This is a genomic window from Natrinema gari JCM 14663, from assembly GCF_000337175.1.
GTDB lineage: Archaea > Halobacteriota > Halobacteria > Halobacteriales > Natrialbaceae > Natrinema > Natrinema gari.
In genome coordinates this window covers 1-21,297 of sequence record NZ_AOIJ01000034.1, presented here as the reverse complement: position 1 = coordinate 21,297, position 21,297 = coordinate 1, and the positions used below count along the sequence as shown (strand labels likewise).

Sequence of the window (21,297 nt, the reverse complement as noted above, 5' to 3'; positions counted from 1 at the left end):
GGCGAGTTAGCGTTCGTGAAGTAATCGGACTAAAACTAATGACCGGCGTACTGTCCGTCGGCTCATGGTCGTTCGAACCGCAGTCGTCGGCGCAGGCACGGTCTCGCAGGCCCACCTCGCGGGAGCGCAGAACAACCCGGAGATGGAACTGGTCGCGGTCTGTGATCTCGACGAGGACCTGGCCAGAGAGCGGGCGCGGGAGTTCGGGACGATGGCCGTCACGGACGTCACCGAACTGCTCGACGAACTCGACTGTTTGCACGTGTGTACGCCGGTCCAGACGCACTTCGACATCGCTCGGCAGGCGATCGAAGCCGGCGTCGCCGTCATTATCGAGAAACCCGCCACCGTCACCGCCGAGGAGGTCGAGCAGTTGCAGGCGCTCTCTCGCGAACACGAGACGCCCGCGACGGTCATCCACAACCACCTGTTCTATCCGGCGGTTCGCACGGCCCGGGAGCTGATCGACGCCGGCGAACTCGGCCACATCAAGTCCGTCGACACCCTGTATGCGGGACTGACGCCGCCCGATCAGGTCAACCGCGGGTCGTGGGTGTTCGAACTGCCCGGTGGCGAGTTCGAGGAGGGACTGCCACACCCGATCTACTCGGTCCTCGGCATCGGCGGCTGGCCGGAACACGACGACGACATCGCCGCACAGACCGTCCTCTCGGACCACTACGAGGAGGACTTCGAGTACGATCAGGCGCAAGTCCAGTACGTCTCCGCGGACGGCGCGCTCTGTACCGTGACGATGCTCTCGGGAACGCTCCCCCAGCGCCTCCACGTGATCACCGGCTCCGAGAAATCCCTCGTGCTCGACGAGATCAATCAGTCGCTCTACGAAGTCGACGAGGACTACACCTCTTCGGTCATCGCCCGCTCGAAGAAGAGCCTCGACGTCTCGCTGGCCCAGGTCACCAGCACGCTCGAGAACGCGAAATCGGTCGCCACCTCCCGGTTCGACGATAGCTGGGAGGCGGAGACGGAGACGAACTCCCACTGTGCGATCTTCGACGGGTTCGTCGACGCGATCGAGGGCGACGCCGACGTGCCGGTGCCCCTCGAGCAGTCGAAGTGGACGATCCGCATCATGGAGACCATCCGCGACGCCGCAAAGCCCCGTCCCGAGGCGGACGGAGCGGAGACGGCGGACGCGGCGGACGACGACGCGGCCGAGGTGACCTCCGACGCCGAGTCCGTCTCGACCGACCTCTAGAAACTGCCGGTAGCCCAGCCGCTCCTCGCTTTCAATGTCACTGTCACAGCGCATCGTTCGCGGAGTCACGGCCACGTTCGGCGCTGAACTGCTTCGACTCGGCGCGCAAGGGGCTATCACCCTGTTGCTCACGCGGGTGTTCCTCTCGCCCGACGAGTACGGACTCATCTTCCTCGCCATCGCGATCTTCTCGATCGCGACCCTCTTCGGGACCCTCGGGATTCCGAAGTCGATGGCGAGGTTCGTCACGGAGTACCGGGAAACGGACGACACCCAGATCCGCCACATCGTCCGGTCCTCGATCGCGTTCAACGTCGTCACCGTCGGACTCGTCTGCGTCCTGTTCTTCCTCTTTCGCGGCGCGATCGCGGCCGCGTACGGCGAGCCGCGGTTAGAACCCTTGCTGGCGCTCGGTATCGCTTTCATCGTCGTCAAGGTCGCCCACGGCTACCTGCTGATCGCGTTCCAGGGCTTTGGCGAAGTCACCCTGACCGCCGCGACCAGTACGGTCTCGAGCGTCGGCCGACTCGGTTTCATCGTGCTCTTCCTTATCGCGGGCTTCAGCGCGTACGGCGCGCTGGCCGGCTTCGTCGCCGGGTATCTGGTGTCCGTCGCCGTCGGCGGGTACTTCCTCTACCGAATCCTTTCGTCGTATCCCGCGACCGACTCCCCGGAGCCCGGGCTCTCGACGCGGATCGGCAGGTACAGTCTCCCGCTGACGGCCTCGCAGGGCGCGAACGTGCTGTACAAGCGCGTCGACACGCTGATGGTCGGGTTCTTTCTGACGCCGGTCGCAGTCGGCTTCTACGAACTCGCCAAACAGATCTCTACGTTCGTGATCGCGCCCGCTGACTCGCTCGGCTTTACCGTCGCACCGACGTTCGGCGAGCACAAGTCGTCCGAGCGACTCGAGCGCGCCGCTCGAGTGTACGAGCAGTCGCTCGAGTACGTCCTCCTGGTGTACCTGCCGGCGGTCGCCGGCATCGTCCTCCTGGCGGAACCCGGGGTCCGGTTCGTCTTCGGCGACGCGTACGCCGGTACCGCACCGGTCCTGCAGGTGTTCAGCGTCTTCGTCCTGTTTCAGGCGATCGATAAGATCACCAACGACAGTCTCGATTACCTGGGCCGGGCGACCGAACGCGCGGTCGGGAAGGGACTGACCGGCGCGTTGAACTTCGGACTGAACCTCGTCTTGATCCCGGCGATCGGCGTCGTCGGCGCGGCGATGTCGACGGCACTCTGTTACGCGCTCATGGTGTGTTACAACGTCTATCTGATCGACCGGGAACTCGAATTGCACTGGCGGCGACTCGCGACATCGATCGCGACGGCCGGCGGCGTGACAGTCGCGATGACCGCCGCCGTCGTCGCGTTACAGCCGTTCGTCACCGGACTCGTAACGCTGCTTGCGGTCATCGCCGTCGGCGTCGCGGTTTGGGCGGTGCTTTCCGTCGCGAGCGGTCTCGTCGACATCTACGAGATCAGGACCCACATGTGACTCGCCTCGCTGGCGCAGACCGCCGTTCGTGCGCGCTTCGTCGGCCTCGGTCGACTCCGAGCGGGGCGGCGCGCGATGACCGGGCCGAAAACCTCAACATGTTCGATTTCGGTACTGCTTGACTGATCGACAGCCGAGAGTGTCAACGTATCTGGACGAAGCGCCGGTAAAACACTATTACCGCGACGCCGTACTGCGGTCACAATATAAAACATACAACCCATGATTCGATATACTAATCAACAAACATCGACGAATCTCGGAACTTCTGTTTATTTTATACAGATATAAGCGGAAAGTTTATGGGGGCATCTTCTCCTTAACCGAACGCATGGCACGCGACAATTCGGTATTGGATGATGGCGATTCCACGGATAGCGTCCTCGAGAGCAGCGAGACGAGCGGTAATGACGAATTACTCGACCGTCGCTCGTATCTGAAGTTGACTGGTGCGGCGTCCGTGATCGGCGGCGGGTTCGCGACCGGTACCGCGGCCGCCCAGGACGACTACGAAGTCATCGAGGCGTCCAACGAGTGGTACACCATCGACGACGGCGAGGTTTTCGAGAACAAGATCATCGACTTTTCGAACGGCAACTGGTTCGGGCTTTACGCTCGCGAGTCGACGAACTGGACGATCCGGAACGTCGGCTTCGTCGGGACCCACCGCTACGACAGACACGCGATCGCGGTCGCCGACGTCGACGGCAACACGTCGACGATCGAAAACGTCTACATGGGCGACGGCTGTGTGCGCCCGAGCAGCTACAGTTCCCACGGACAGTGTGGGATCTGGGTCGCACCGGAACACAGCGGGCACATCGACATTCGGCACTGTAACGTCCAGGACTGGCCCAATAACGGGATTTACGCGTCCGCGCCCGGATACAACGGCAACGGCGGCACGGTCCACATCGATCGCTGCTACGCGGCGAACAACTACGTCTCGAGCTTCCGTCTCAGTTCCGACGGCTCGAAGTGTACGGACTCCGTCGCGTACAACGACGGCAACGGCCGCTACAACGGTCGGTGTTTCTGGGGCTGGAACCCCGGCCGAATGGAGGTCACGGGCTGTGACTTCAGCTCCGGCTCCTACAACGACGCGATCCACCTCGGTCGAAACGGCGAGACGACGCGGATCCGCATCGCGGACACGCAGTTCGACGGCATCAGCCAGCGCGGTGACGTTCGCCTCACTCGCGGGGACGGACTCGGCTCGAACCCCGACCTCTCGATGCCCGACGGAGTGCCGACCTCAGCTGAGGAGGCCGCAAGCGGCGGCTCGTCCGGCGGCCAGAGTACTGAATCGTCGACCGGCGATTCCGACGGCTCGTCGCTGGCGAACACGGTCGTCTTCGACGGGAACGGCACGTCGGACACGACGAGCTACGAATTCGTCGTCAGCGAGGCGGTCGAGCCCAGCACCGACGAGAACGCGACGATCGACGCGGCGGCTTCGGTCGACGGCACCCGCGCTAGCGGCACCGTCGCCGACTACCTCGACGCGTTCCGCTTCGACGGGGAAATCGAGCGCCTGTCCGTCGACGGCGACGCGACCGTTCGGGTCAACGGCGTCGAGATCGACCCTGCGGATATCGACGATGTGCTGGACGACATCATCGTCATCAACGGGAGCGACGAGGACGTGACCCGCTACGAATTCACCGTCACCGGCGAGGCCGAACGGAGCGGGTACAACGGTGCCTCGATCGACGACGAGGACACCATCGAGTCCGGCACCGTCTACGGTGTCGTCGCCGACTGGAAGGACGCCTTCCGGTACAGCGGCGAGATCGACCAACTGACCGTCGACGGTCCGGGTACCGTGTCCGTCAACGGCGACCGGATCGATCCCGCCGACTACGGGACCGACTTCCCCCACGTTCTCGAGGTAGAGGGAACGGGAACCCCGGTCGGCTTCGAGATCACGGTCGACGGCGACATCGAATTCGCTTCCGACGAAGCGCCGGAAGACGAGGCGACGACGATCTCCGGCTCGACGGCCCAGAGCACCGTCACCGACGGCAGCCTCCGCTTTCGCTTCTCTGGAACACTAACCGACGTCTCGTTGATCAACGGGACGCCCACCATCACGGTCGACGGCGACGAGATCGATCTCGAGGAGTACGGCGACCCCGAACTGCTCCCCCACGCGGTCGTCTTCGACGGGACCGAAACGGCCGAGCCGAGCACGTATTCGTTCCGCGTCGACGGGAAGGTCATCCAGGCCGAGTACCGCGACGCGTCGGTCAACGAGAACGATATTGTCGAGGATACGACGGTCCGCGGCGGCGTCGGCAACTGGCTCGACGCCTACTGGTTCGACGGCGATATCGAGGACTTCCGGATCCTCGGCGACGCGACGGTCGACGTACAGTACAACGCGCGCGAACAGTAGCCGGCATCGGTCACTGACGCGGCGTCAGTGAGCCGCGACGCGGTACCTGTGATCGGCGCGATCCATACTCGTTTTGCTCGTTCCGGTTCGATTTTCGGGACGCGAGAACCCACCAGCCACGGCCCGCTGCCGTAACCGGCGCGCGGTCGCCATCGGGGGGGCTGGTGTACACTCGCGGGGAAGACGATATAACTCTCGTCTCTCTTCTCCAGAGTACAGTTCTCCGTCGTCCGTGCCGCATCGCCGCGGTCTGTCGGTCGCCGCCGACCGCAACCGACGGCAGCGGCCACGACCAGTGGGAAGCGATCCGTTCTCGCGTCCGCTCTCCGAACGCCGACGGCTCGCTGCCGTTGGAATGTCGGACGTTCCGTCGCGCTGTCGCGGTCGTCCCGCGAGACCGTGGGGAGACGCGGCTGGTCAGTGTATCGCTCGACTTAGGTCCGAAAAACGAGACGGAAAACCGGTCGCGCGGAAAGCGTCCGCGTACCGAGCGTCACGCGGCGGCGGGCGTCACGTCAGCGGGGATCGAAACGGCGTGCGAGAGGGTGAATTAATGCGGTGGAGGGTAGAAGGGGTCGCGTCAGCGGGTCGGTACGTCGGCACACAGGCAGCGTCGTTACTTCTGTGAACCGGACGCGGCTTCTTCGGGGCTCGTCGGGACGCCCTGCGGGATGAACGCCTCGGGGTCGGTCCCGACGCTGTCGCCGAGCTGGACGTTCGAACCGGCGTGTTCGGCGATGCCGGCCCCGTCGTCGTAGTCGGTGTTCGTGACGGCGATCTCGGTCGGGTTCCCGTTCGCACCGGCGTCGATGGCGGTGTTCTGTCCGTTCATTTCGATCTGGCAGTCCTCGACCTCGATCGTCCCCGGGGCCCAGCCCCAGATCCCGCGGCCGACGTACCCGTGACTCCCGTCGACGTAGACGCTCGAGTTCGTGACCTTGCTCCCTTCGGTCGCCAGTCGGAAGTGCGAGACGTAACAGTTCGCGGCGAAACTGCTGTCGATGTGGATCGTTCCGCCGCCCTTGGTGCCGGGTGCGGAGCCGTAGATCGCGTTGTCCGCGAAATTCTGGATGTTGACGTTCTCGAAGTCGATGTGCCCGTTGTGGTCCGGCGCGACCCAGAAGGCCGTCTGCCCGTGGCCGTTCGGGTTCCCGTTCCCGGTGCTCGAGCCGTCGCCGAGGTAGACGTTCTCGACGGTACAGGTGCCGCCGCTCGTATCGGAGATGCCGAACGTGGCGGTCCCGGTGCCGGCGGTGTTCTTGCCTTTGAAGCCGATGTTCCGGATCGTCCAGTCGCTGCTGTGGGCGGTGACGACGATGTCCTGGCCGGTCGTCATGTCGATGAGTTTGTTCTCCCAGGTCTCACCGGTGTCGATGGTGATCGTCTGTCCCGCGGCTTCGATAACCTCGTAGTCGTCCTGAGCGGCGGCCGTGCCGGCCCCGCCGATCGCGGTCGCCGCGGTCGCCACGGTGGCGAGCGAGCGAACGTAGTTACGGCGGCTTAATCCGCCGTTACGGCTTGTAGTCGGAGTGGATTCCGTCTCGGACGTACGGGGGTTCTGCGCCATACATGTCCGTAACTCCGGCTTACACACATAAACTTTTTCTTGGAGATATGGATTAAATTTACAGAATATATTTCTAACACTGGGTATAGGGACACAATCTACCGAATTTTCCTCATGAACCTATGAACGAATTAGTGACAGTTCCCGTGGCCGTAATCGACTCTTTGTCGAGGAAACGAGAGCGTGTCGGGCGGAGAGGCGCTCTCGACTCCGGACCCGACGGGGGAGACGAACGCGGGCGTCGCTATTCCGACATCGTTTCGCACGGCCAGTCCAGCCTTTCCCGTGCCGTAAGCAGTTCTTACCACCTGTTTCGACCGTCTCAGAGGCTCGGACGCGGCACGTCGGTCTCGACGGTGGCGGAGACCGCGATCGAGGAGTGCCGACACCGGTCTCGAGTCGACGGCACGTGTCACCGTGAGGTCGACTCGCAACCGTGGTCGCGTGCACGAGGTGACAGATCGACTCATCTGGTTCGTCGCGCGAGCGGGAGCCGCGTCGGGCGCGACTCGCACGCTCCGGGCAGCAGTGGCAGCAGCGACCCGCGGACCGGGAGCGTCGCTACGACCCGCTCCTGATAGCGTACATCTCGAACTCGTCGTTCGAGATGACCTTGTTCGCGGCCGGGTCGGTGTCGAGCCCCTCGAGTGCGGCTTCGCGGTAGTTGAGTTCCCGATAGACGTCGATCTCTTTCGTTCTGTCCCACTCCGTGAAGGCGAAGTAGTACTCGTCGGTCGGATAGGCCCCGCTGTAGTTGCCCGCCGAGAACACGGTCGCGTTGACGGTTCCCGTAGCCGCCGACGCGCCACCGACGGTATCGCCGCCGCCGGGGATACCGTTGATTCCGTGATCGAACCGGTAGGGATCGTACCCCATACCCGCGTAGGGAACGCCCTCGGCCCCGTGATCCAGGCCGTCCTCGTAGCCGCTCATCATTTCGGGAGTCACGTGCTGGCCCGGATTGTAGATCAGCGGCGACGCGAACACCGTGAGCAGCCCGAGCACCAGACAGCACCCGAGCACCAACGCGGTGACCGCGTTCGCTCCCGGTCTCGTGAGCAGGCGCGAGAGCCCGCCCGTGAACTGTGCCAGCGCGATTCCGGCGAGGATCGTCAAGAGGACGTAGATGAAGCCGACCTGTCGGAACGCCATCGTGGGCGTTCCGACGAAGTACACGGCGAACAGGCCGCCCAGCGGAACGAGTCCGAAGCTGACGTAGTTAACGAAGGATCTGCTCTCGGCGTCGAGGCTGGTCCGACCGAGCCAGACGGCCAGGATGAACAGGCCGACGAGGAGTCCGATGATCGCGGCATCGAGGAACATCTTCACGAAGAGCTCGGCGAGGCTCCCTCCGATGTCGGTCAGCGACGATCCTCGCTGGTCGACCTCGGCTCCGGCACCGACGTCCTGCGAGAGCAGCCCGTACACCAGCCCGGACGCGGCGCTTCTGAACCGTTCGTTCCCCAGCGCCCAGAGCCCGAACATCCCGCCGAGGACGATCGTGTGCGCGTACGTCGTCGGGTGCTCGAGCATCGGGTGCTCGTCGAACCGTCGGCGAGCGAGGAACTGCACGCCGCTGATCGCGGCGACGAGGACGATGATATTGAACATCTGCTGGGGGTGGACCAACAGGAGTGTGAGGCCGGTCAGGTAGACGAGGACGCTGAACGGCGACAGCCCGAGCGGGAGTCGTTCGATCATCGACCGTCGCCGGAGGTAGGCGACGAGAGCGAAGATGACGGGAGGGACCAGAAAGAGTGCGTTCGAGTTGGTATGGACGCCCATGAACGTCGCGATGTTGTTGACCGGGAGGACCATCCAGGAGACGATCGCGGACAGCCCGACCGCCAGTCCGCTGCCAGCCATATCGCGGACGGTGAGCGGAACGAAGACGACGAACGGAACGAAAAGCACGACCATCCCGATCAGGAGTCCGCGTTCGATCGGGACACCGCCGACGACGTGAAACACCGTCGCAACGGCGTGTAAGCCCGGATAGAACAGTTCGTGGGGCGCGGTTCCCCCGGAGACGATGTCCCGGGTCCAGCCCAGATGCGTCATCGCATCGCCCATCCCGGCGAAGCGATAGTTCCGGATCACGGGGAGGCTCACGATGGCGGTCACCGTCGTTCCGCCCAGCGCGATCCCGTACCCCTGTCGGCGACCCCGACAGGACAGGGCCGTCCCGACTGCGATGGCGAGCGCGAACGCGAACGCGACCCAGGTGCTCGTCGGCGAGCCCACGTACACCGAGGACTCGTATGCCGTCGCCGGGTTCGCTCTCGCGACCAGGATACCGACTGCGACTGCGAGAAACCCGACCGCGACCGTCACGTTGAGCGTCGATCGTCTCATCTCGTCCCACCACGTTCGTCCGGGCCAGTCTCGGTACGCATCTCTCGAGCCAGTCGTCGACGCTGTCGGGGTTTGTTATCCGGCACCTACCCTCGAAATCAGCTGAGATGGCGAGTTCCACGCCGTACGGCCGGCGTCCCGCGCGGATATTCGCCCCGCGGCTCGTCCTTGAGCGCGTGGACCGCGTTCGTTCGGCCGCGAACGGGGCGAGCAGGGACCGCCGCAGTCGACGTATCCCGTCCCTATCGGGTCCGGACAGTCCGCTATGGATGCATTTCTCGAGTGCTGATCGATCAACGGTTCCGGTCGTTTTTGTAGTCGGTCGTGGTCCACTCACTCGAGCGCGAGACGTCCTCACTATGTCATCGATCCTTATCGACCGACTGACGGCCGACGAGAGAACCCTCGAGTGCTCGATTCGAGCCACGTCGGACCTCGAGCGGTTCTTCACCGGCGAATCGTTCCGAACCGACTACGACGTTCCGGTCGCGGCCGTTCCCGACGGCGTGCTCGCGATCCCGGTCCTCGCGCAGGTTTGTCCCGTCGCGTGGGCCAACGGGGCCGACGTCTACGTCGACGAGGTCGACGCGACGTTCGCGCGCGCCCTCGCGGACGTGAAGACGACCTTGTGTGAGATGTACGACTTCCTCCAGGGGGGTACCCTCTACGCGCGGCGGACCATCGATCCGGAACCGGAGCCGGGCGACGGGAGCGGGCTGCTCTTTACCGGCGGCGTCGACTCGACGTGTTCGTACGTCCGCCACCGCGAGGAGTCGCCGACGTTGATCAGCATTCGGGGCTGGACGATTACTCCCAGCCCTGACGACGACGGGAAGTGGGACGCGCTGCGTACGCGCGTCTCGCGGTTCGCCGACGACCACGACTGTGAGACCGCATTCGTCGCGTCGAACATGCTGTCGTTTCTCGACCATCCGATGCTGTTGGCCCACTACAAACGACACGTCGACGGCGGCTGGTACAGTTCCGTCGGCCACGGGCTGGGGCTGCTCGGTCTCTGTGCCCCGATGGCCTACGCGCGCGGGATGACGGATCTCTACGTCGCCGCGACCCACTGGGACGGCATCGACCTCGAATGGGGCTCGCGCCCCGACATCGACGAGCGTGTCCGATGGACCGGGACGCAGTGTCACCACGACGGCTACGAACTCACCCGACAGGAGCGCCTCGATGTCATCGCCGACTACGTCCGCAGCGAGGAGCCGACGCTTCGACTCCAGACCTGCAACGACCGGCTGGACGGGAACTGCGGCGAGTGTGAAAAGTGTTATCGCACTGCTGTCGGCCTTCGCCTCTCGGGCCTCGAGCCGGCCGATCACGGCTATCCGTTCGCCGAGCAAGACTACCGTCGGCTCCGGCGATCCCTCGAGCGCGGCGAGTGGGTGCTCGGCCAGGACGAGCGTCACATGTGGGCGGATATCCGCGAGCGCGCCCGCGAAACGGAACCGGCCACGCCGGCCGAACAGGCCTTCTTCGAGTGGCTCGCCGGTGTCGATCTGGACGACCTGATTTCGGCGTCCGAACCGCCGCTGACCGATCGGCTCCTCCGTGCTGGCGCGCGAAACGCCCCCGCACCCGTCTACAACACCGTTTACCCGGCCTGGATGGCGGCGAAAACCGGCCTGCAACGCGTCCGTTCGGATCGATAGGCGTCGCCGCTGCCGTCTCGGTCGGGACCCCGATCGAGCCGCGTCGGTCCGCGTCCGTCCGGTCTGACTCCCACCACGCTTTTCTCCCGCTACGGGAAACAGTACCACAGTAGCGCGATGACCGTCGAACTCGGCGATCTGGCTTCCGTCCTGCTCGAGCACGCCCAAGACAAACTCGCCATCGTCGATACGGACGGCACGTACGTCTACCTCAACGCGGCGAGCGACCCGATCCTCGGCTACGAGCCGGCGGACCTCGTCGGCGAGCAGTCGGAGGCGTACATCCACCCCGACGACCGGCGGGCCGTCGCCGATCGGCTCGAGCAGGTCAGTGCGACGGGAGTGCCGTCGACGGTCCGCTATCGTCACGCGACCGCGGACGGCGGGTGGGTGTGGCTGGAGAGCCGCGTGACGACCCTGCCGGACGCGGCGCTCGACGGCTACGTCGTCAGTTCGCGGGACATCTCCGATCAGGTGACTGCGGAGCAGGAACGCCGCGACGCCGAGAGCAGACTGCGAACGATCGCCGGCACCGTCGGCGACGTGCTGTGGATGTTCGACGGCGACTGGTCGGAACTGCTGTTCGTCAACCCCGCCTACGAGGACGTCTTCGGGCAGCCGGTCGCCGATCTCGAGGCCGACCCCCAGCAGTTCCTCGAGGTCGTCCATCCCGACGACATCCCGTGCGTCCGCGAGGCGATGGATCGCGCCTCGGCCGGCGAATCCGTCGACGTGGAGTATCGCGTCAACCCGGAGTCGGAGTACAGCCACTGGGTCTGGGTCCGTTCCGAACCGATCATCGAGGACGGCGACGTCGTCCGCATCGTCGGCTTTTCCCGAGACATCACCGACCGGCGGCGACGGGAACGCCAGCTCGCGGTCATGGACAACCTGCTCCGGCACAACCTGCGAAACGACATGGCCGTCATCATCGGCAACGCCGAGTGTATCGCCCGGGAGGGCGACACTCCGTCTCGCGAGCGGGCGGAGATCATCCGCACTCAGGGCCGGAACCTCCTCCGGAGCGCGGACAAACAACGCGACATCATCGACCTCCTCACGGATCGGGCGGTCCCGGAGCCGATCGATCTCGTCACGGTCGTCACTGACGCGGTCGAGACGGTTCAGGAGCGGTATCCGAACGCGACGATCGAAACGACGCTGCCGGCGTCGGCGACCGCGACCACCCTCCACGAGATCGAGTTGGCCGTGACGGAACTCCTCGAGAACGCCGCCCGACACGAACCCGACGGACAGCCGGCGCTATCGGTTACCGTCCGTTCCACCCCGGAAACGGTCGCTGTCGTCGTTCGAGACAACTGCCCGCCGATTCCGGAGGTCGAGTTTCGCGTCCTGACCGGCGACTGGAAGATGAACGACGTCTATCACACGTCCGGACTGGGGCTGTGGCTCGTCTACTGGACCGTCGATCTCTCCGAGGGCTGTATCGCCTTCGAACGAGCCGAGAACGGCAACGAGATTACCGTGACGGTGCCGCGCAGTCGGTCCTGATCACTCCATATAGCCCAGTCCTTTCAGCCGGTCTGCCACGTCGTCGAAGTCCTCGTCGACCGCCTCGTCGCTCTCGACTCGACCCACCGTCGTCCGCTCGACCTTGGTCGCGGCCGGCGTGCTCTCGTCGTCGAAGGCGTCGAAGAGTACCCGTCCGTCGGCGTTGTCCGGCACTGGCTCGCCGATCCCGTGTAGCAACGTCGGCGCGATGTCGACCACTCGAGCTCCGCGCAGGGTCGCGCCGGACGCGATCGACGGGCCGCGACAGAGGACGATCCCGTCGTTGCGGTGGCTCGCGTCGTAGGTCCCCGTCTCGCCGTGGATCTCAGTTGCCATCCCGCTGCGGGATTCGTACACGCCGCGGCCACAGACCACCAGATCCGGCGACCCCTCGTCCGTCGGGAACAGGTCGTCCCCGTCGTGGACGACCAGAAGCGGATCGCCGTCGTCGTCGGTTGCCGACTCGAACGCGGCCCTGAGATCGGCCTTTAGCTCCGGGACTTCGTTCGGCGAGACGATGCCGCTGTCGAACCGCTCCGTGTCGTTGATATAGCAGTTGCCCGTGTCGTGGACGAAGGCGACGGTTCGGTCGTAGTCGACGTCGTAGAGGGCGTGATCGCCGGGAATCTGCTCGGCGACGGAGTCGACCAGCCGCCGGGGCAGCGACTGGACGAGGGCCTCCTCGGTGATGCCGACTCGGTTGAGCGCCCCGGTGATGGCGTCTCGAGAGATGCCGAGGCTCGCGAGCGCCCCGCGGGTGCCCTCGTCCTCGCGCCGGAACAGGTACCCCTCCTCCTCCAAGATGCGGTTGACGTAGACGAGTCCCTCGATCGGGCCGAAGCCGTGGTCGGAGACGACGTAGAGGTCCGCGTCGTGGTCGTCCGTGTACGCCATGACGTCGCCGAGTATCTCGTCGAGTTGCGCGTAGTGGGCGCGCAGTCGGTCCATGTCCCAGACGAGGTGCTGGAACCGGTCGGGTGCGGTGTAGACGAAGAAAAACAGTTGCCAGTCGTCGCCGGCGCGATCCATCTGTATCTCCATGAGGTCGCGGCGTTTCGCGAGGACATCGTCGACGGCGTCCTCGAAGTCGTCCGGCCGGTCGGCGTACTCGGGATAGTCGAGGCTGATCTCGTAGTTCGGGATTCGGGAATCGATCTCGGCTTGCAGTCCCGGCGGGTGGGTAAACTCCCGGTCCGTCGAGGGCGTCATCATCCCCGTGACCATGGTGCCGTCGATCTCGCGGGCCGGATACGTCATCGGGACGTTTCCGACGTGGGCCGGCCCGAGCTGATCCCAGAGAGCCGGCTGTGAGAGATCGCGGCTCGTATACATCTCATGGCTGTATTCGGATGAGAGGTTCTGAAAGCCGTAGATTCCATGTTTGTCCGGCCACACCCCCGTGGCGATCGACGGCCACGCGAGCGGCGTCGTCGGCGGACGAGTGCTGTCGAGCGTTCCGGATGCACCCTCGTCGCGCATCCGAGCGAAGTTCGGGAGGACACCCTCGTCGCTCCATCGCTCGATGAGTCTCCACGGCACGCCGTCGAGTCCGAGCACGAACGCTCGCTCGGAGGAAGTCGTAGATCCGCTCATGGTTGGTGTATGAGACGTCGAAGACGCCTGCTGTCCGGGCGGTTGCCGAGTGAGCGCTTTGTTATAGAGCGGTTTCAGCCAACGGCCGCCTCGAGCCGTCGCTGTTCGGTGGCGTTAACTCGTCGGTCCGTGTGCGAGGCGGTCTCGTCGACCCTCGATTGCCTCCCACGGCGCGCGGTCATCAGTCGCCGGCCCAACAGGACATCCATAACAAAGCCCCCCGCCCACGACGGTCCGGATATGAGACGCATGCAATCGTGGTGGGATCCGTGGGTAGCGTCGTAATATCGCTCGACGCGGAACTCGGCTGGGGGTTTCACGACTTTACGACGCCGCCGGCGGACCGCGTCGAGGCCGGCCGTCGCGGCTGGTCGGTCATGGTGGACTTGCTCGAGGAATTCGACGTCCCGGCGACGTGGGCCATCGTCGGCCACCTCATGCTCGAGTCCTGTGCTGGGACCCACGCCAACCATCCGGCCCCCGACGGCTGGTTCGAGCGCGAACGGAACTCGTGGGCCGACCGCGAGGACCTCCGGTTCGGTCCCGACCTCGTCGCCGACGTGCTCGAGTCCGACGCCGGACACGAGTTCGCCAGCCACTCCTTTTCGCACGTCCTGTTCGGTCGTGCGGAGACGGACCGCGAACTCGCCGACGCCGAACTCGAGCGCAGCCGCGAACTCGCGGCCGACTGGAACCAGTCGATCGACTCGTTCATTTATCCGCGCAACGACGTAGGACACCGGGACGTATTGGCAGACCACGGTGTGACGGCCTACCGTGGGCGGTCGCCGACCAGGGACGGCGTTCGGGGCGTCTTCGACTCGACGATTCGCGACCGGTCGATGCTGGTCGAACCGACCATCGACGAGTACGGTCTGGTCAACGTGCCAGCCTCGATGTTCCTCTTCGGGTTCGAGGGGCCGGCGCGGACCGTCGCCGAGTCCATCTGGGCGGATCCCATGGTCGCCCTGGCTCGCCGCGGAATCGAGGAGGCGGCGCGCACTGACGGGCTCTTTCACATGTGGCTCCATCCGAACAACCTGACCCACGAGCGGGACGACCGCCGCATGCGGGCGATCCTGTCGTCCCTCGACCGCCAGCGGTCGGCGACCGATCTCACCGTCGAGACGATGGCCGATGTCGCCCGTCGCGTCGCGGGTCCCCGGAGTAGCGCCGAGCGGGCGACGGCGAGTCGGCGTTGATCGCGGCCCGGTCGACGGTGCCCGCAGGCGGCCGAAGGCGTCCGCTACTCGGCCGCTCGGGCGGGTACGGCGACGATAACAAAGCCCGCAGCCCGCCGAATGTGGGCAGATGGCACTCCCGTTTTTACATCGCTGGACCGATTCGGACGCCCTCTCGCTTGGCCTCCTCGGGATCGGCAACATCGGCATGGTACACCTGAAATCGGCGGTCGCGATGCCGGCCGTCGACGTCGTCGCGGCCGCCGACGCGCGGCCGGAGAATCGCGCTCGAGCCCGGACCGCCGGCGTTTCCCGCACGTACGACGACTACGAGGCGTTGCTCGACGCGGAAACCCTCGACGCGGCCGTCGTCGCCTTACCGCCGTTCCTCCACGCCGACGCCGTCGAGCGGGCCGCCGAGGCCGGCGTCGACGTCTTCGTCGAGAAACCGCTCGCTCGCTCGACGGCGGAGGCCGATCGGCTGCTCGAGACCGCCCGCGAGGCCGGGATCGCCGTCGGCGTCGACCACACGCTGCGCTACCAGCCCGATATGATGGGCGTCAAGGAGGCCTACGACGAGGGCGGCGTGGGTCACGTTCCCTACGCTTCGATCACGCGACTCAACGACCATCCACTCGGTCGGCCTCCCGCCGGTGACGCGCCGCCGGAGTGGCCCATGGACCCTGACGCCGCCGGCGGCGGCTCCCTCGTCGAACTCGGCGTCCACTGCTTCGATGTCCTCGAGTGGCTGTTCGGCGACCTCGAGGTCAGGGACGCCTCGATGGGACGGACGCTCGAGACCGAGGCCGAGGACGCCGCCACGGTGCTCATGGACGCACCGGAGACGGGCACGACGATCACGCTCCACTGTGGTACCTACCAGTGGGAACAACTCCCGGCAGTCAACACTCGGCTGCGTCTCGAAGGCGTGACGGGGACGATCAGTAATCGGGAGCACCTGCCGGCGAACTTCTACGCCGGTGCGGCGACGGCCGCGCTGTCGAACGTCGCGAGCCGGCTCACGAGCGACGAGCCGGACGTCTTCGGCCCGACCTTCTACCTGCAGGCCCACTACGACGCCCTGGCTGCCTTCTGTGACGCGATTCGCGAGGGCGAGCGGCCGCCGGTCGACGGTGCAGACGGTCGACGAGCGATCGCACTCGCCGAAGCGGCCTACGACCGCGCCGCCGAGGACGACGGCGCAGGCGATATGGACAGTCTCGAACCCCCGGAGGTGTCCCCGTGAGCACCGCACCGGTCCGTGCAGCCGCCGTCGACGCCGCCGAACGCCGCGGTGGCTGGGTGCCCGATGTCGACGCCCGCATGGCCGCGCTCCGGTCGCCGGTTCGAACCGTTCTGGAGCCCGCCGTCGAGACGCTCGCCGAGGCCGACCGGGTAACGATCGTCCCCGACGCACACTACCCCTTCCACCCGTCGTCGGGCATAGTCACCGATCCCGCCGTCGTTGGCGCGGTCGTCGCCCGCCTCGAGCGGGAGACGGACGCCGACATCGCGGTCGCCGGCGCGAGCGACGACCGCATCTCGTTCGACCGGACGGCGCGGTATCTCGGCTACGAGAGTCTTCTCGAGGGGCTCGAGGCGTCGCCCGTCGATCTCGCCGACACCGCTCACACTGGTGATGTCTGTGCGGTCGCGGACGAGCCGATCGCGCTCTCGGTCCCGAACCGCCTCGCCGAGGGGGCCGTGGTCGTCGTTCCGTCGCTCCGACCGACCGAGGCCGGCCCCGTCGCGGGCGCGATGCGGACGCTCGCCGCCCTCGTCGACTGTGATGCGGGACCCGATCGGGCCCCCGTCGCGGCGACACGGGCCGTCGATCCCGCGGTCGCCGTCCTCGATGCGACGACCGCCTACGGCGGCGACCCCGTCGCGGGGAACGCGCTGTTTGCGGGCTCGGCCCCTGCCGTTGACGCCGTCGCGACCGCCTTGCTCGGCCGGTCGATCGCGGCCGACGGGGCGCTCGAGATCGAACGCGGCGACTGCGGCCCGATCTCCGTCGCGGGTGAGATCGACTTCGAGGCGCTGCGGGCGCGCATCCCCGACGGCGAGTTGCCCCCGGCGGACGACACCCACCCCGCCGTGTCGACCGCGTACCGCGCCTACGCGGCGGTGGCCGGTGACGCCGTCCCGCCGCAACTCGAGGGCGGCCGATGACCGGAACGCTCGAGCCGGGGACGGCGGCGGTCACCGGGGCGACCGGGTTCCTCGGCTCGCGGCTCTGTACCCGCCTGCTTGAGGCGGGCTGGACGGTGCGCGGACTCAGTCGGCCGACCTCGGATCGGGGCGACCTCAGCGGCGTCGACTGGGTCGTCGGCGATATCTTCGACGGCGAGACGCTGCGGGAGCTCGTCGACGGGGCTGATGTCGTCTTCCACCTCGCGGGGGTCGGCCTCTGGAGCGCCGACCCCGAGACCGTCTGGGCGGTCAACCGCGACGGCACGGAACGGGTGCTCGAGGCCTGTCGCGACGGCGACGTTGGACGCGTGGTGTTCACCAGTACCGCCGGAACGCGCCGTCCGCAGGGAGACGACGCCGTCGCGGACGAGACGGACGTGGCCGAGCCGATCGGGGCCTATCAGGCCGCGAAAGCTGAAGCGGCGACCCTGGTCGATCAGTACGCCGACGCTGGCGGGGACGCCGTAACCGTTCACCCGACGTCGATCTTCGGCCCCGGCGACGAGGCGTTCACCGCCCAACTGCTTTCGATGGGCGTCGATCTGACGATGCCCGCCCACCTCCCCGGCGGCCTGAGCATCGTCGGCGTCTCGGACGTCGTCGACGGCCTCCTGGCCGCGGCCGACCGCGGAACCAGCGGCGACCACTACATCCTCGGCGGCGAGAACCTCACCTACGACAGCGCCGTCTCCCGGATCGCCAACGCCGTCGACGGCTCGCCCGCCCGCATCCGCGTTCCCGCGACGGCGATCCACGCCGCCGGCCCCGTCGCGGAAGTCGTCGACACCGTCGCCGACCGGCGCGTGTTCCCCTTCGATCGAGACATGGCCCGTCTCGCAACCCGGCGGCTGTTCTACAGTTCGAAGAAAGCCAGCGAGGAACTGGGGTACGAGTACCAGCCGCTCGAGGCCCACCTGCCCGAGACCATGGCGTGGTATCGAACGGCAGTCAGGTAGTCGGCCCCGGTCGATCGGAGCGCGGATCGGCCGATCGGTCTCGGAAGACGGGGTCGACTGCCCGTCCCACGCGATCCCGTTCGAGGACTCACTCGGGTCGACCCGCGGCTCCCTCCGCGTGCCGCGTCTCGCCGCCGGCCGCGGGCTCGCTCGTCGTGTTCGCGACCCGCTCGTAGACCGTAAGCAGTCGGTCCGCGGTCCGGTCGATGCTCACCTCGCGGGCGGCCTCGCGGCCGTTCGATCGCTCCCCGCGCTCGAGGACGTCGATCAACCCGCGGATCAGTTCCTCGTCGGTCGTTGCGACGTGCGAGGGAGTGACGCCGGCAAGACGCTCCCGAACGTCGCCGACGTCGACGGCGACTACGGGGAGGTTGCAGGCCAGGGCCTCCTTGACCGAGTTCGGCGACCCCTCGCTGTCGGAGGTCAACAGGAGCGCGTCGGCGGCGTTCATGTAGTCCGAAACGGCGTCGTGGTCGACGCCGTAGACAGTTCGGAGCCGCACCGGTCGCTCGAGGAGGTTGTCGACGACGGTCACGACGCGCTCCGCGCGAGTATAGTTTTTCACCCCGCGTGCGGGAGAGTACGGAAACAATATTTCATGAGCGTCCGCGTCGTCGTCCCAGCCGACCCGTTTCTTCGCTCGGTCCTGTGGCTCCGGCCGGAACTTCTCGAGGTCGACCCCGTCGGGGATCACCGTACACTCACGGCCCAGGGCGGTGCGCATCTCTTCGGACATGACGACGACCGCGTCGCAGAACGGCGCGGAGAGCCGGCTGACGGGTGCGGCGGGTCCGTGCACGTCCGACCCCCACAGCGAGAGGACGACCGGCTGTCGGAGCTGTGCGAGCGCCATCGGTGCCGTCAGGCCGTAGTGGGCGTGGATCAGGTCGTAGCCGTTTCGCGCTTCTTGGATGACCCGTGGAACGGTCCGCACGTAATCCGCCGGTGACCGATCGGTGTCGGCGTCGACCTCGCCGGCCACTGATATCGTGGTCCCGGAAACGCCCCGCTCCGCGAGCGCCGCCTGCTGCTGGGTCATGAAGGGAGCGTCGGCGTTCGTGGTGAGCGTGAGGACGTGCATCTCGGTGGCCGACTCGACACAGCGGGGCCGCTTTGTTATCCGCGCCGGCACGCGGGTTTTCTTCACGTACAGCTAGACGACCAGTCCGTAGACGGTGACTTCGGACCGACTGTCCCCGTAGCGATGCTATTACAAAGGGTCGAGGCCCGGTAGTCGGCGTCGATGCGGCTCCTCGTCTTGGCCAATACGCCCGCACACGTACACCTGTACCGACACGCCGTCGACCGCCTCGAGCGGGCGGGACACGACGTGCTCGTGCTTACTCGGGAGTACGCCTGTACGACCGATCTACTCGACTATTTCGACATGCCCTACCGAGTGTACGGCGACCACGAAACCGAGGGCTACTCGCGGGTAGGGTTCGCCCGCGAACTGGCTGGCCAGTTCCTGACGATCGGGGCCGAGGCGATCCGGTTCAATCCTGATGTCGTCTTCGGTCGGGGTCCCTACGCCGCCTACGCCGGTACGGTTTCGCGGACACCGGTCGTTCTCGTCCTCGACGACGAACCCGGCGATTTCAACCACACCGTGTCGCGACCGTTCGCCGACTGTATCATCTCCCCGGCCGTGACGCGTCGCGATCTCGGCGACGCCCACTATACCTTCGACGGCTTCAAGGAGTGTGCCTATCTCCACCCCGATGTTTTCGAGGCGAACGACGACGTTCGCGAGTACCTCGACGTCGACCCGGACGAACCGTACGTCATCGTCCGGTTCAACGCGCTCGACGCCCTCCACGACGCCGATCTCGAGGGGTTCCGTCCCGAGCAGCGACGGGAGCTGATCGAACGGCTGAGCGAGGTGGCGACCGTCTTCGTCTCCGACGAGGGCGACGAGATGACCCTCCGGGACCTCCCCGCTCGGTCCTACGACCTCCACCCCGCGTTGATCCACGACGCCATGGCCGAGGCCTCGCTGCTGGTCGCCGATACCGGAACGATGGTCAACGAAGCCGCCCTGCTCGGGACGCCCGCCTTCCGCTACCGCGGGACCGACGATCACGAGTACGGCGAGTTCCGGGAACTCGAGCGTGCCGGCCTGGCCGAACAGTTCGACGAGTACGACGCGGTCCGGACGCGCGCCCTCGAGATCCTCGCCGACGACGGTGCGAGCGACCGCTGGCGAGCGCGGCGACGCGAGTACGCGGCCGACCTCGTCAACCTCACCGAGTTGCTCGTCGACGTGGCACAGTCCCGCGGGGAGCTGAAGCGACTCGACCGGTCGACCAAGCGCGTCCTGCAGCCTCGTTCGCGGTCGATGTGACCGATCTCGAGTCACAGTCTCGATCCTTCACGAACAATTGTGTCCTATCGCAGCACACAAAACACTTTTATTCATCTCCGGAAAAGAGCCGATAAGCCCCCTGTTCTATGAGTCTCTCCACGCTCCTCGATCACCTGTTCTCCGGGACGGGGTCCGCGACCGACGCCCCCGAAACCCCCCGCGAGAACGGCGACGACGCCCCGTCGGTGACGGTCGTCCACGAGTGTCGGGACTGTGGAACGAACGTCTCGGACGGAACGACCTGCTGTCCCGCCTGTGAGGGCGAGGACATCGTGACGTATTCGATCGAGTAACCGTCGGGCCGATCTCGGAATCGGCTCACGGATCTCGCCTCGATCGAGTCACCCACGAGCGCGATCGCTTTCCGCGTCGAAAGAGCGTCATTCGGCGTGGGTATCTCGAGCCGTCCGAGCCGGCGCTCGTCCGTCTCGTTCCCACTCTCGATTCCGCATCGCTCGCTGGGGACACGGGCGCTCGAGGTCCGCGTTCGCCTCGGCGTCGAGTTTGATAGCGGTACCGAGCGCGAGGAGTCCGAGTAGAACGGCGATACTCGCGACGATCATCCCCGTGACGCCGTCCTCGCTTCGAGCCGTCCGAACGGCCGAGCTGACGACCCCCGTCAGGCCGCCGGCCAGGCCGATCGTACCGGCACCGTAGTAGACGACGGCCGGATTGAACGACCGGAGCACGTACCGGTTCACGAGTCGCCAGCAGAAGCTCCGGAGTAAGAGGAGGGAGACGAACCGCACGAACGGCACGTACTCTGTCTCTTATACACATCTCTGATGGCGCG

General features: G+C 66.2%; 15 protein-coding genes and 1 pseudogene. 11 read left to right on the top strand and 5 right to left on the bottom strand.

Annotated features, from left to right (window positions below):
- The first annotated feature begins 64 nt into the window (after positions 1 to 64).
- The 3 genes from C486_RS03955 to C486_RS03945 all read left to right on the top strand — a co-directional run bounded on the left by C486_RS03955 (position 65) and on the right by C486_RS03945 (position 5,115).
- A complete protein-coding gene (locus C486_RS03955; protein WP_008453305.1) occupies positions 65 to 1,219 on the top strand; it encodes a Gfo/Idh/MocA family protein in 1,155 nt (384 codons plus the stop codon).
- 34 nt (positions 1,220 to 1,253) lie between these two features.
- Positions 1,254 to 2,717: a flippase gene (locus tag C486_RS03950; RefSeq protein WP_008453304.1), complete on the top strand. Its 1,464-nt coding sequence runs from the start codon at positions 1,254 to 1,256 to the stop codon at positions 2,715 to 2,717.
- 331 nt (positions 2,718 to 3,048) lie between these two features.
- Positions 3,049 to 5,115, top strand: coding sequence for a right-handed parallel beta-helix repeat-containing protein (locus tag C486_RS03945; RefSeq protein ID WP_008453303.1), 2,067 nt, complete (start codon positions 3,049 to 3,051; stop codon positions 5,113 to 5,115).
- Positions 5,116 to 5,731: 616 nt separating this feature from the next.
- Here C486_RS03945 and C486_RS03935 read toward each other — a convergent pair.
- The gene (locus C486_RS03935; protein ID WP_049910115.1) at positions 5,732 to 6,682 is read right to left on the bottom strand and encodes a hypothetical protein; all 951 of its coding nucleotides are present in this window, start codon (positions 6,680 to 6,682) and stop codon (positions 5,732 to 5,734) included.
- Positions 6,683 to 7,243: 561 nt separating this feature from the next.
- Positions 7,244 to 9,037, bottom strand: a complete 1,794-nt coding sequence (locus C486_RS03930) for a hypothetical protein (RefSeq protein ID WP_008453300.1) — start codon at positions 9,035 to 9,037, stop codon at positions 7,244 to 7,246.
- A 359-nt stretch (positions 9,038 to 9,396) separates the two neighbouring features.
- Between C486_RS03930 and C486_RS03925 the strand changes: the two genes are divergently transcribed.
- Complete coding sequence (locus C486_RS03925; protein WP_008453299.1) at positions 9,397 to 10,704, top strand: hypothetical protein; 1,308 nt, start codon at positions 9,397 to 9,399, stop codon at positions 10,702 to 10,704.
- A 117-nt stretch (positions 10,705 to 10,821) separates the two neighbouring features.
- Positions 10,822 to 12,216: a PAS domain-containing sensor histidine kinase gene (locus C486_RS03920; RefSeq protein WP_008453298.1), complete on the top strand. Its 1,395-nt coding sequence runs from the start codon at positions 10,822 to 10,824 to the stop codon at positions 12,214 to 12,216.
- On the opposite strand, the gene C486_RS03915 is transcribed toward C486_RS03920, so the two are convergent.
- The gene (locus C486_RS03915; protein WP_008453296.1) at positions 12,217 to 13,809 is read right to left on the bottom strand and encodes an alkaline phosphatase family protein; all 1,593 of its coding nucleotides are present in this window, start codon (positions 13,807 to 13,809) and stop codon (positions 12,217 to 12,219) included.
- Positions 13,810 to 14,078: 269 nt separating this feature from the next.
- Between C486_RS03915 and C486_RS03910 the strand changes: the two genes are divergently transcribed.
- The 4 genes from C486_RS03910 to C486_RS03895 all read left to right on the top strand — a co-directional run bounded on the left by C486_RS03910 (position 14,079) and on the right by C486_RS03895 (position 18,139).
- Entirely contained in the window at positions 14,079 to 15,011 is a 933-nt protein-coding gene (locus C486_RS03910) for a polysaccharide deacetylase family protein (RefSeq protein ID WP_008453294.1), read from the top strand.
- A gap of 109 nt (positions 15,012 to 15,120) precedes the next feature.
- On the top strand, positions 15,121 to 16,236 hold the full coding sequence (locus C486_RS03905; RefSeq protein ID WP_008453291.1) for a Gfo/Idh/MocA family protein: 1,116 nt from the start codon (positions 15,121 to 15,123) through the stop codon (positions 16,234 to 16,236).
- Entirely contained in the window at positions 16,233 to 17,162 is a 930-nt protein-coding gene (locus C486_RS03900) for a DUF362 domain-containing protein (protein WP_008453289.1), read from the top strand. Before C486_RS03905 ends, C486_RS03900 begins: the two co-directional genes overlap by 4 nt.
- Positions 17,159 to 18,139 carry an NAD-dependent epimerase/dehydratase family protein gene (locus C486_RS03895; protein WP_008453288.1) on the top strand — a complete coding sequence of 327 codons (981 nt, stop codon included), beginning with the start codon at positions 17,159 to 17,161 and terminating at the stop codon, positions 18,137 to 18,139. Before C486_RS03900 ends, C486_RS03895 begins: the two co-directional genes overlap by 4 nt.
- An 88-nt stretch (positions 18,140 to 18,227) precedes the next feature.
- On the opposite strand, the gene C486_RS03890 is transcribed toward C486_RS03895, so the two are convergent.
- The gene (locus tag C486_RS03890) at positions 18,228 to 19,220 is read right to left on the bottom strand and encodes a glycosyltransferase (RefSeq protein ID WP_008453286.1); all 993 of its coding nucleotides are present in this window, start codon (positions 19,218 to 19,220) and stop codon (positions 18,228 to 18,230) included.
- Between the two features lie 162 nt (positions 19,221 to 19,382).
- Here C486_RS03890 and C486_RS03885 point away from each other — a divergent pair, with 162 nt between their 5' ends.
- Both C486_RS03885 and C486_RS03880 read left to right on the top strand, forming a co-directional pair.
- Positions 19,383 to 20,483 (top strand): DUF354 domain-containing protein, encoded by a 1,101-nt coding sequence (locus C486_RS03885; protein WP_008453283.1) that lies wholly within the window; start codon positions 19,383 to 19,385, stop codon positions 20,481 to 20,483.
- Between the two features lie 107 nt (positions 20,484 to 20,590).
- A complete protein-coding gene (locus C486_RS03880) occupies positions 20,591 to 20,797 on the top strand; it encodes a hypothetical protein (protein WP_008453282.1) in 207 nt (68 codons plus the stop codon).
- 87 nt (positions 20,798 to 20,884) lie between these two features.
- Here the strand turns inward: C486_RS03880 and C486_RS03875 are convergent.
- A pseudogene (locus C486_RS03875) lies at positions 20,885 to 21,268 on the bottom strand (glycosyltransferase family 2 protein); the annotation flags it as partial.
- Positions 21,269 to 21,297 lie beyond the last annotated feature (29 nt).

What these genes read in the sequence shown, in the direction of transcription:
- C486_RS03880 (WP_008453282.1), top strand. Translation starts at nt 20,591, where the DNA reads ATGAGTCTCTCCACGCTCCTCGATCACCTGTTCTCCGGGACGGGGTCC.
- C486_RS03955 (WP_008453305.1), top strand. Translation starts at nt 65, where the DNA reads ATGGTCGTTCGAACCGCAGTCGTCGGCGCAGGCACGGTCTCGCAGGCC.
- C486_RS03935 (WP_049910115.1), bottom strand. Translation starts at nt 6,682, where the DNA reads ATGGCGCAGAACCCCCGTACGTCCGAGACGGAATCCACTCCGACTACA.
- C486_RS03950 (WP_008453304.1), top strand. Translation starts at nt 1,254, where the DNA reads ATGTCACTGTCACAGCGCATCGTTCGCGGAGTCACGGCCACGTTCGGC.
- C486_RS03915 (WP_008453296.1), bottom strand. Translation starts at nt 13,809, where the DNA reads ATGAGCGGATCTACGACTTCCTCCGAGCGAGCGTTCGTGCTCGGACTC.
- C486_RS03895 (WP_008453288.1), top strand. Translation starts at nt 17,159, where the DNA reads ATGACCGGAACGCTCGAGCCGGGGACGGCGGCGGTCACCGGGGCGACC.
- C486_RS03925 (WP_008453299.1), top strand. Translation starts at nt 9,397, where the DNA reads ATGTCATCGATCCTTATCGACCGACTGACGGCCGACGAGAGAACCCTC.
- C486_RS03920 (WP_008453298.1), top strand. Translation starts at nt 10,822, where the DNA reads ATGACCGTCGAACTCGGCGATCTGGCTTCCGTCCTGCTCGAGCACGCC.
- C486_RS03945 (WP_008453303.1), top strand. Translation starts at nt 3,049, where the DNA reads ATGGCACGCGACAATTCGGTATTGGATGATGGCGATTCCACGGATAGC.
- C486_RS03930 (WP_008453300.1), bottom strand. Translation starts at nt 9,037, where the DNA reads ATGAGACGATCGACGCTCAACGTGACGGTCGCGGTCGGGTTTCTCGCA.
- C486_RS03905 (WP_008453291.1), top strand. Translation starts at nt 15,121, where the DNA reads ATGGCACTCCCGTTTTTACATCGCTGGACCGATTCGGACGCCCTCTCG.
- C486_RS03890 (WP_008453286.1), bottom strand. Translation starts at nt 19,220, where the DNA reads ATGCACGTCCTCACGCTCACCACGAACGCCGACGCTCCCTTCATGACC.
- C486_RS03885 (WP_008453283.1), top strand. Translation starts at nt 19,383, where the DNA reads ATGCGGCTCCTCGTCTTGGCCAATACGCCCGCACACGTACACCTGTAC.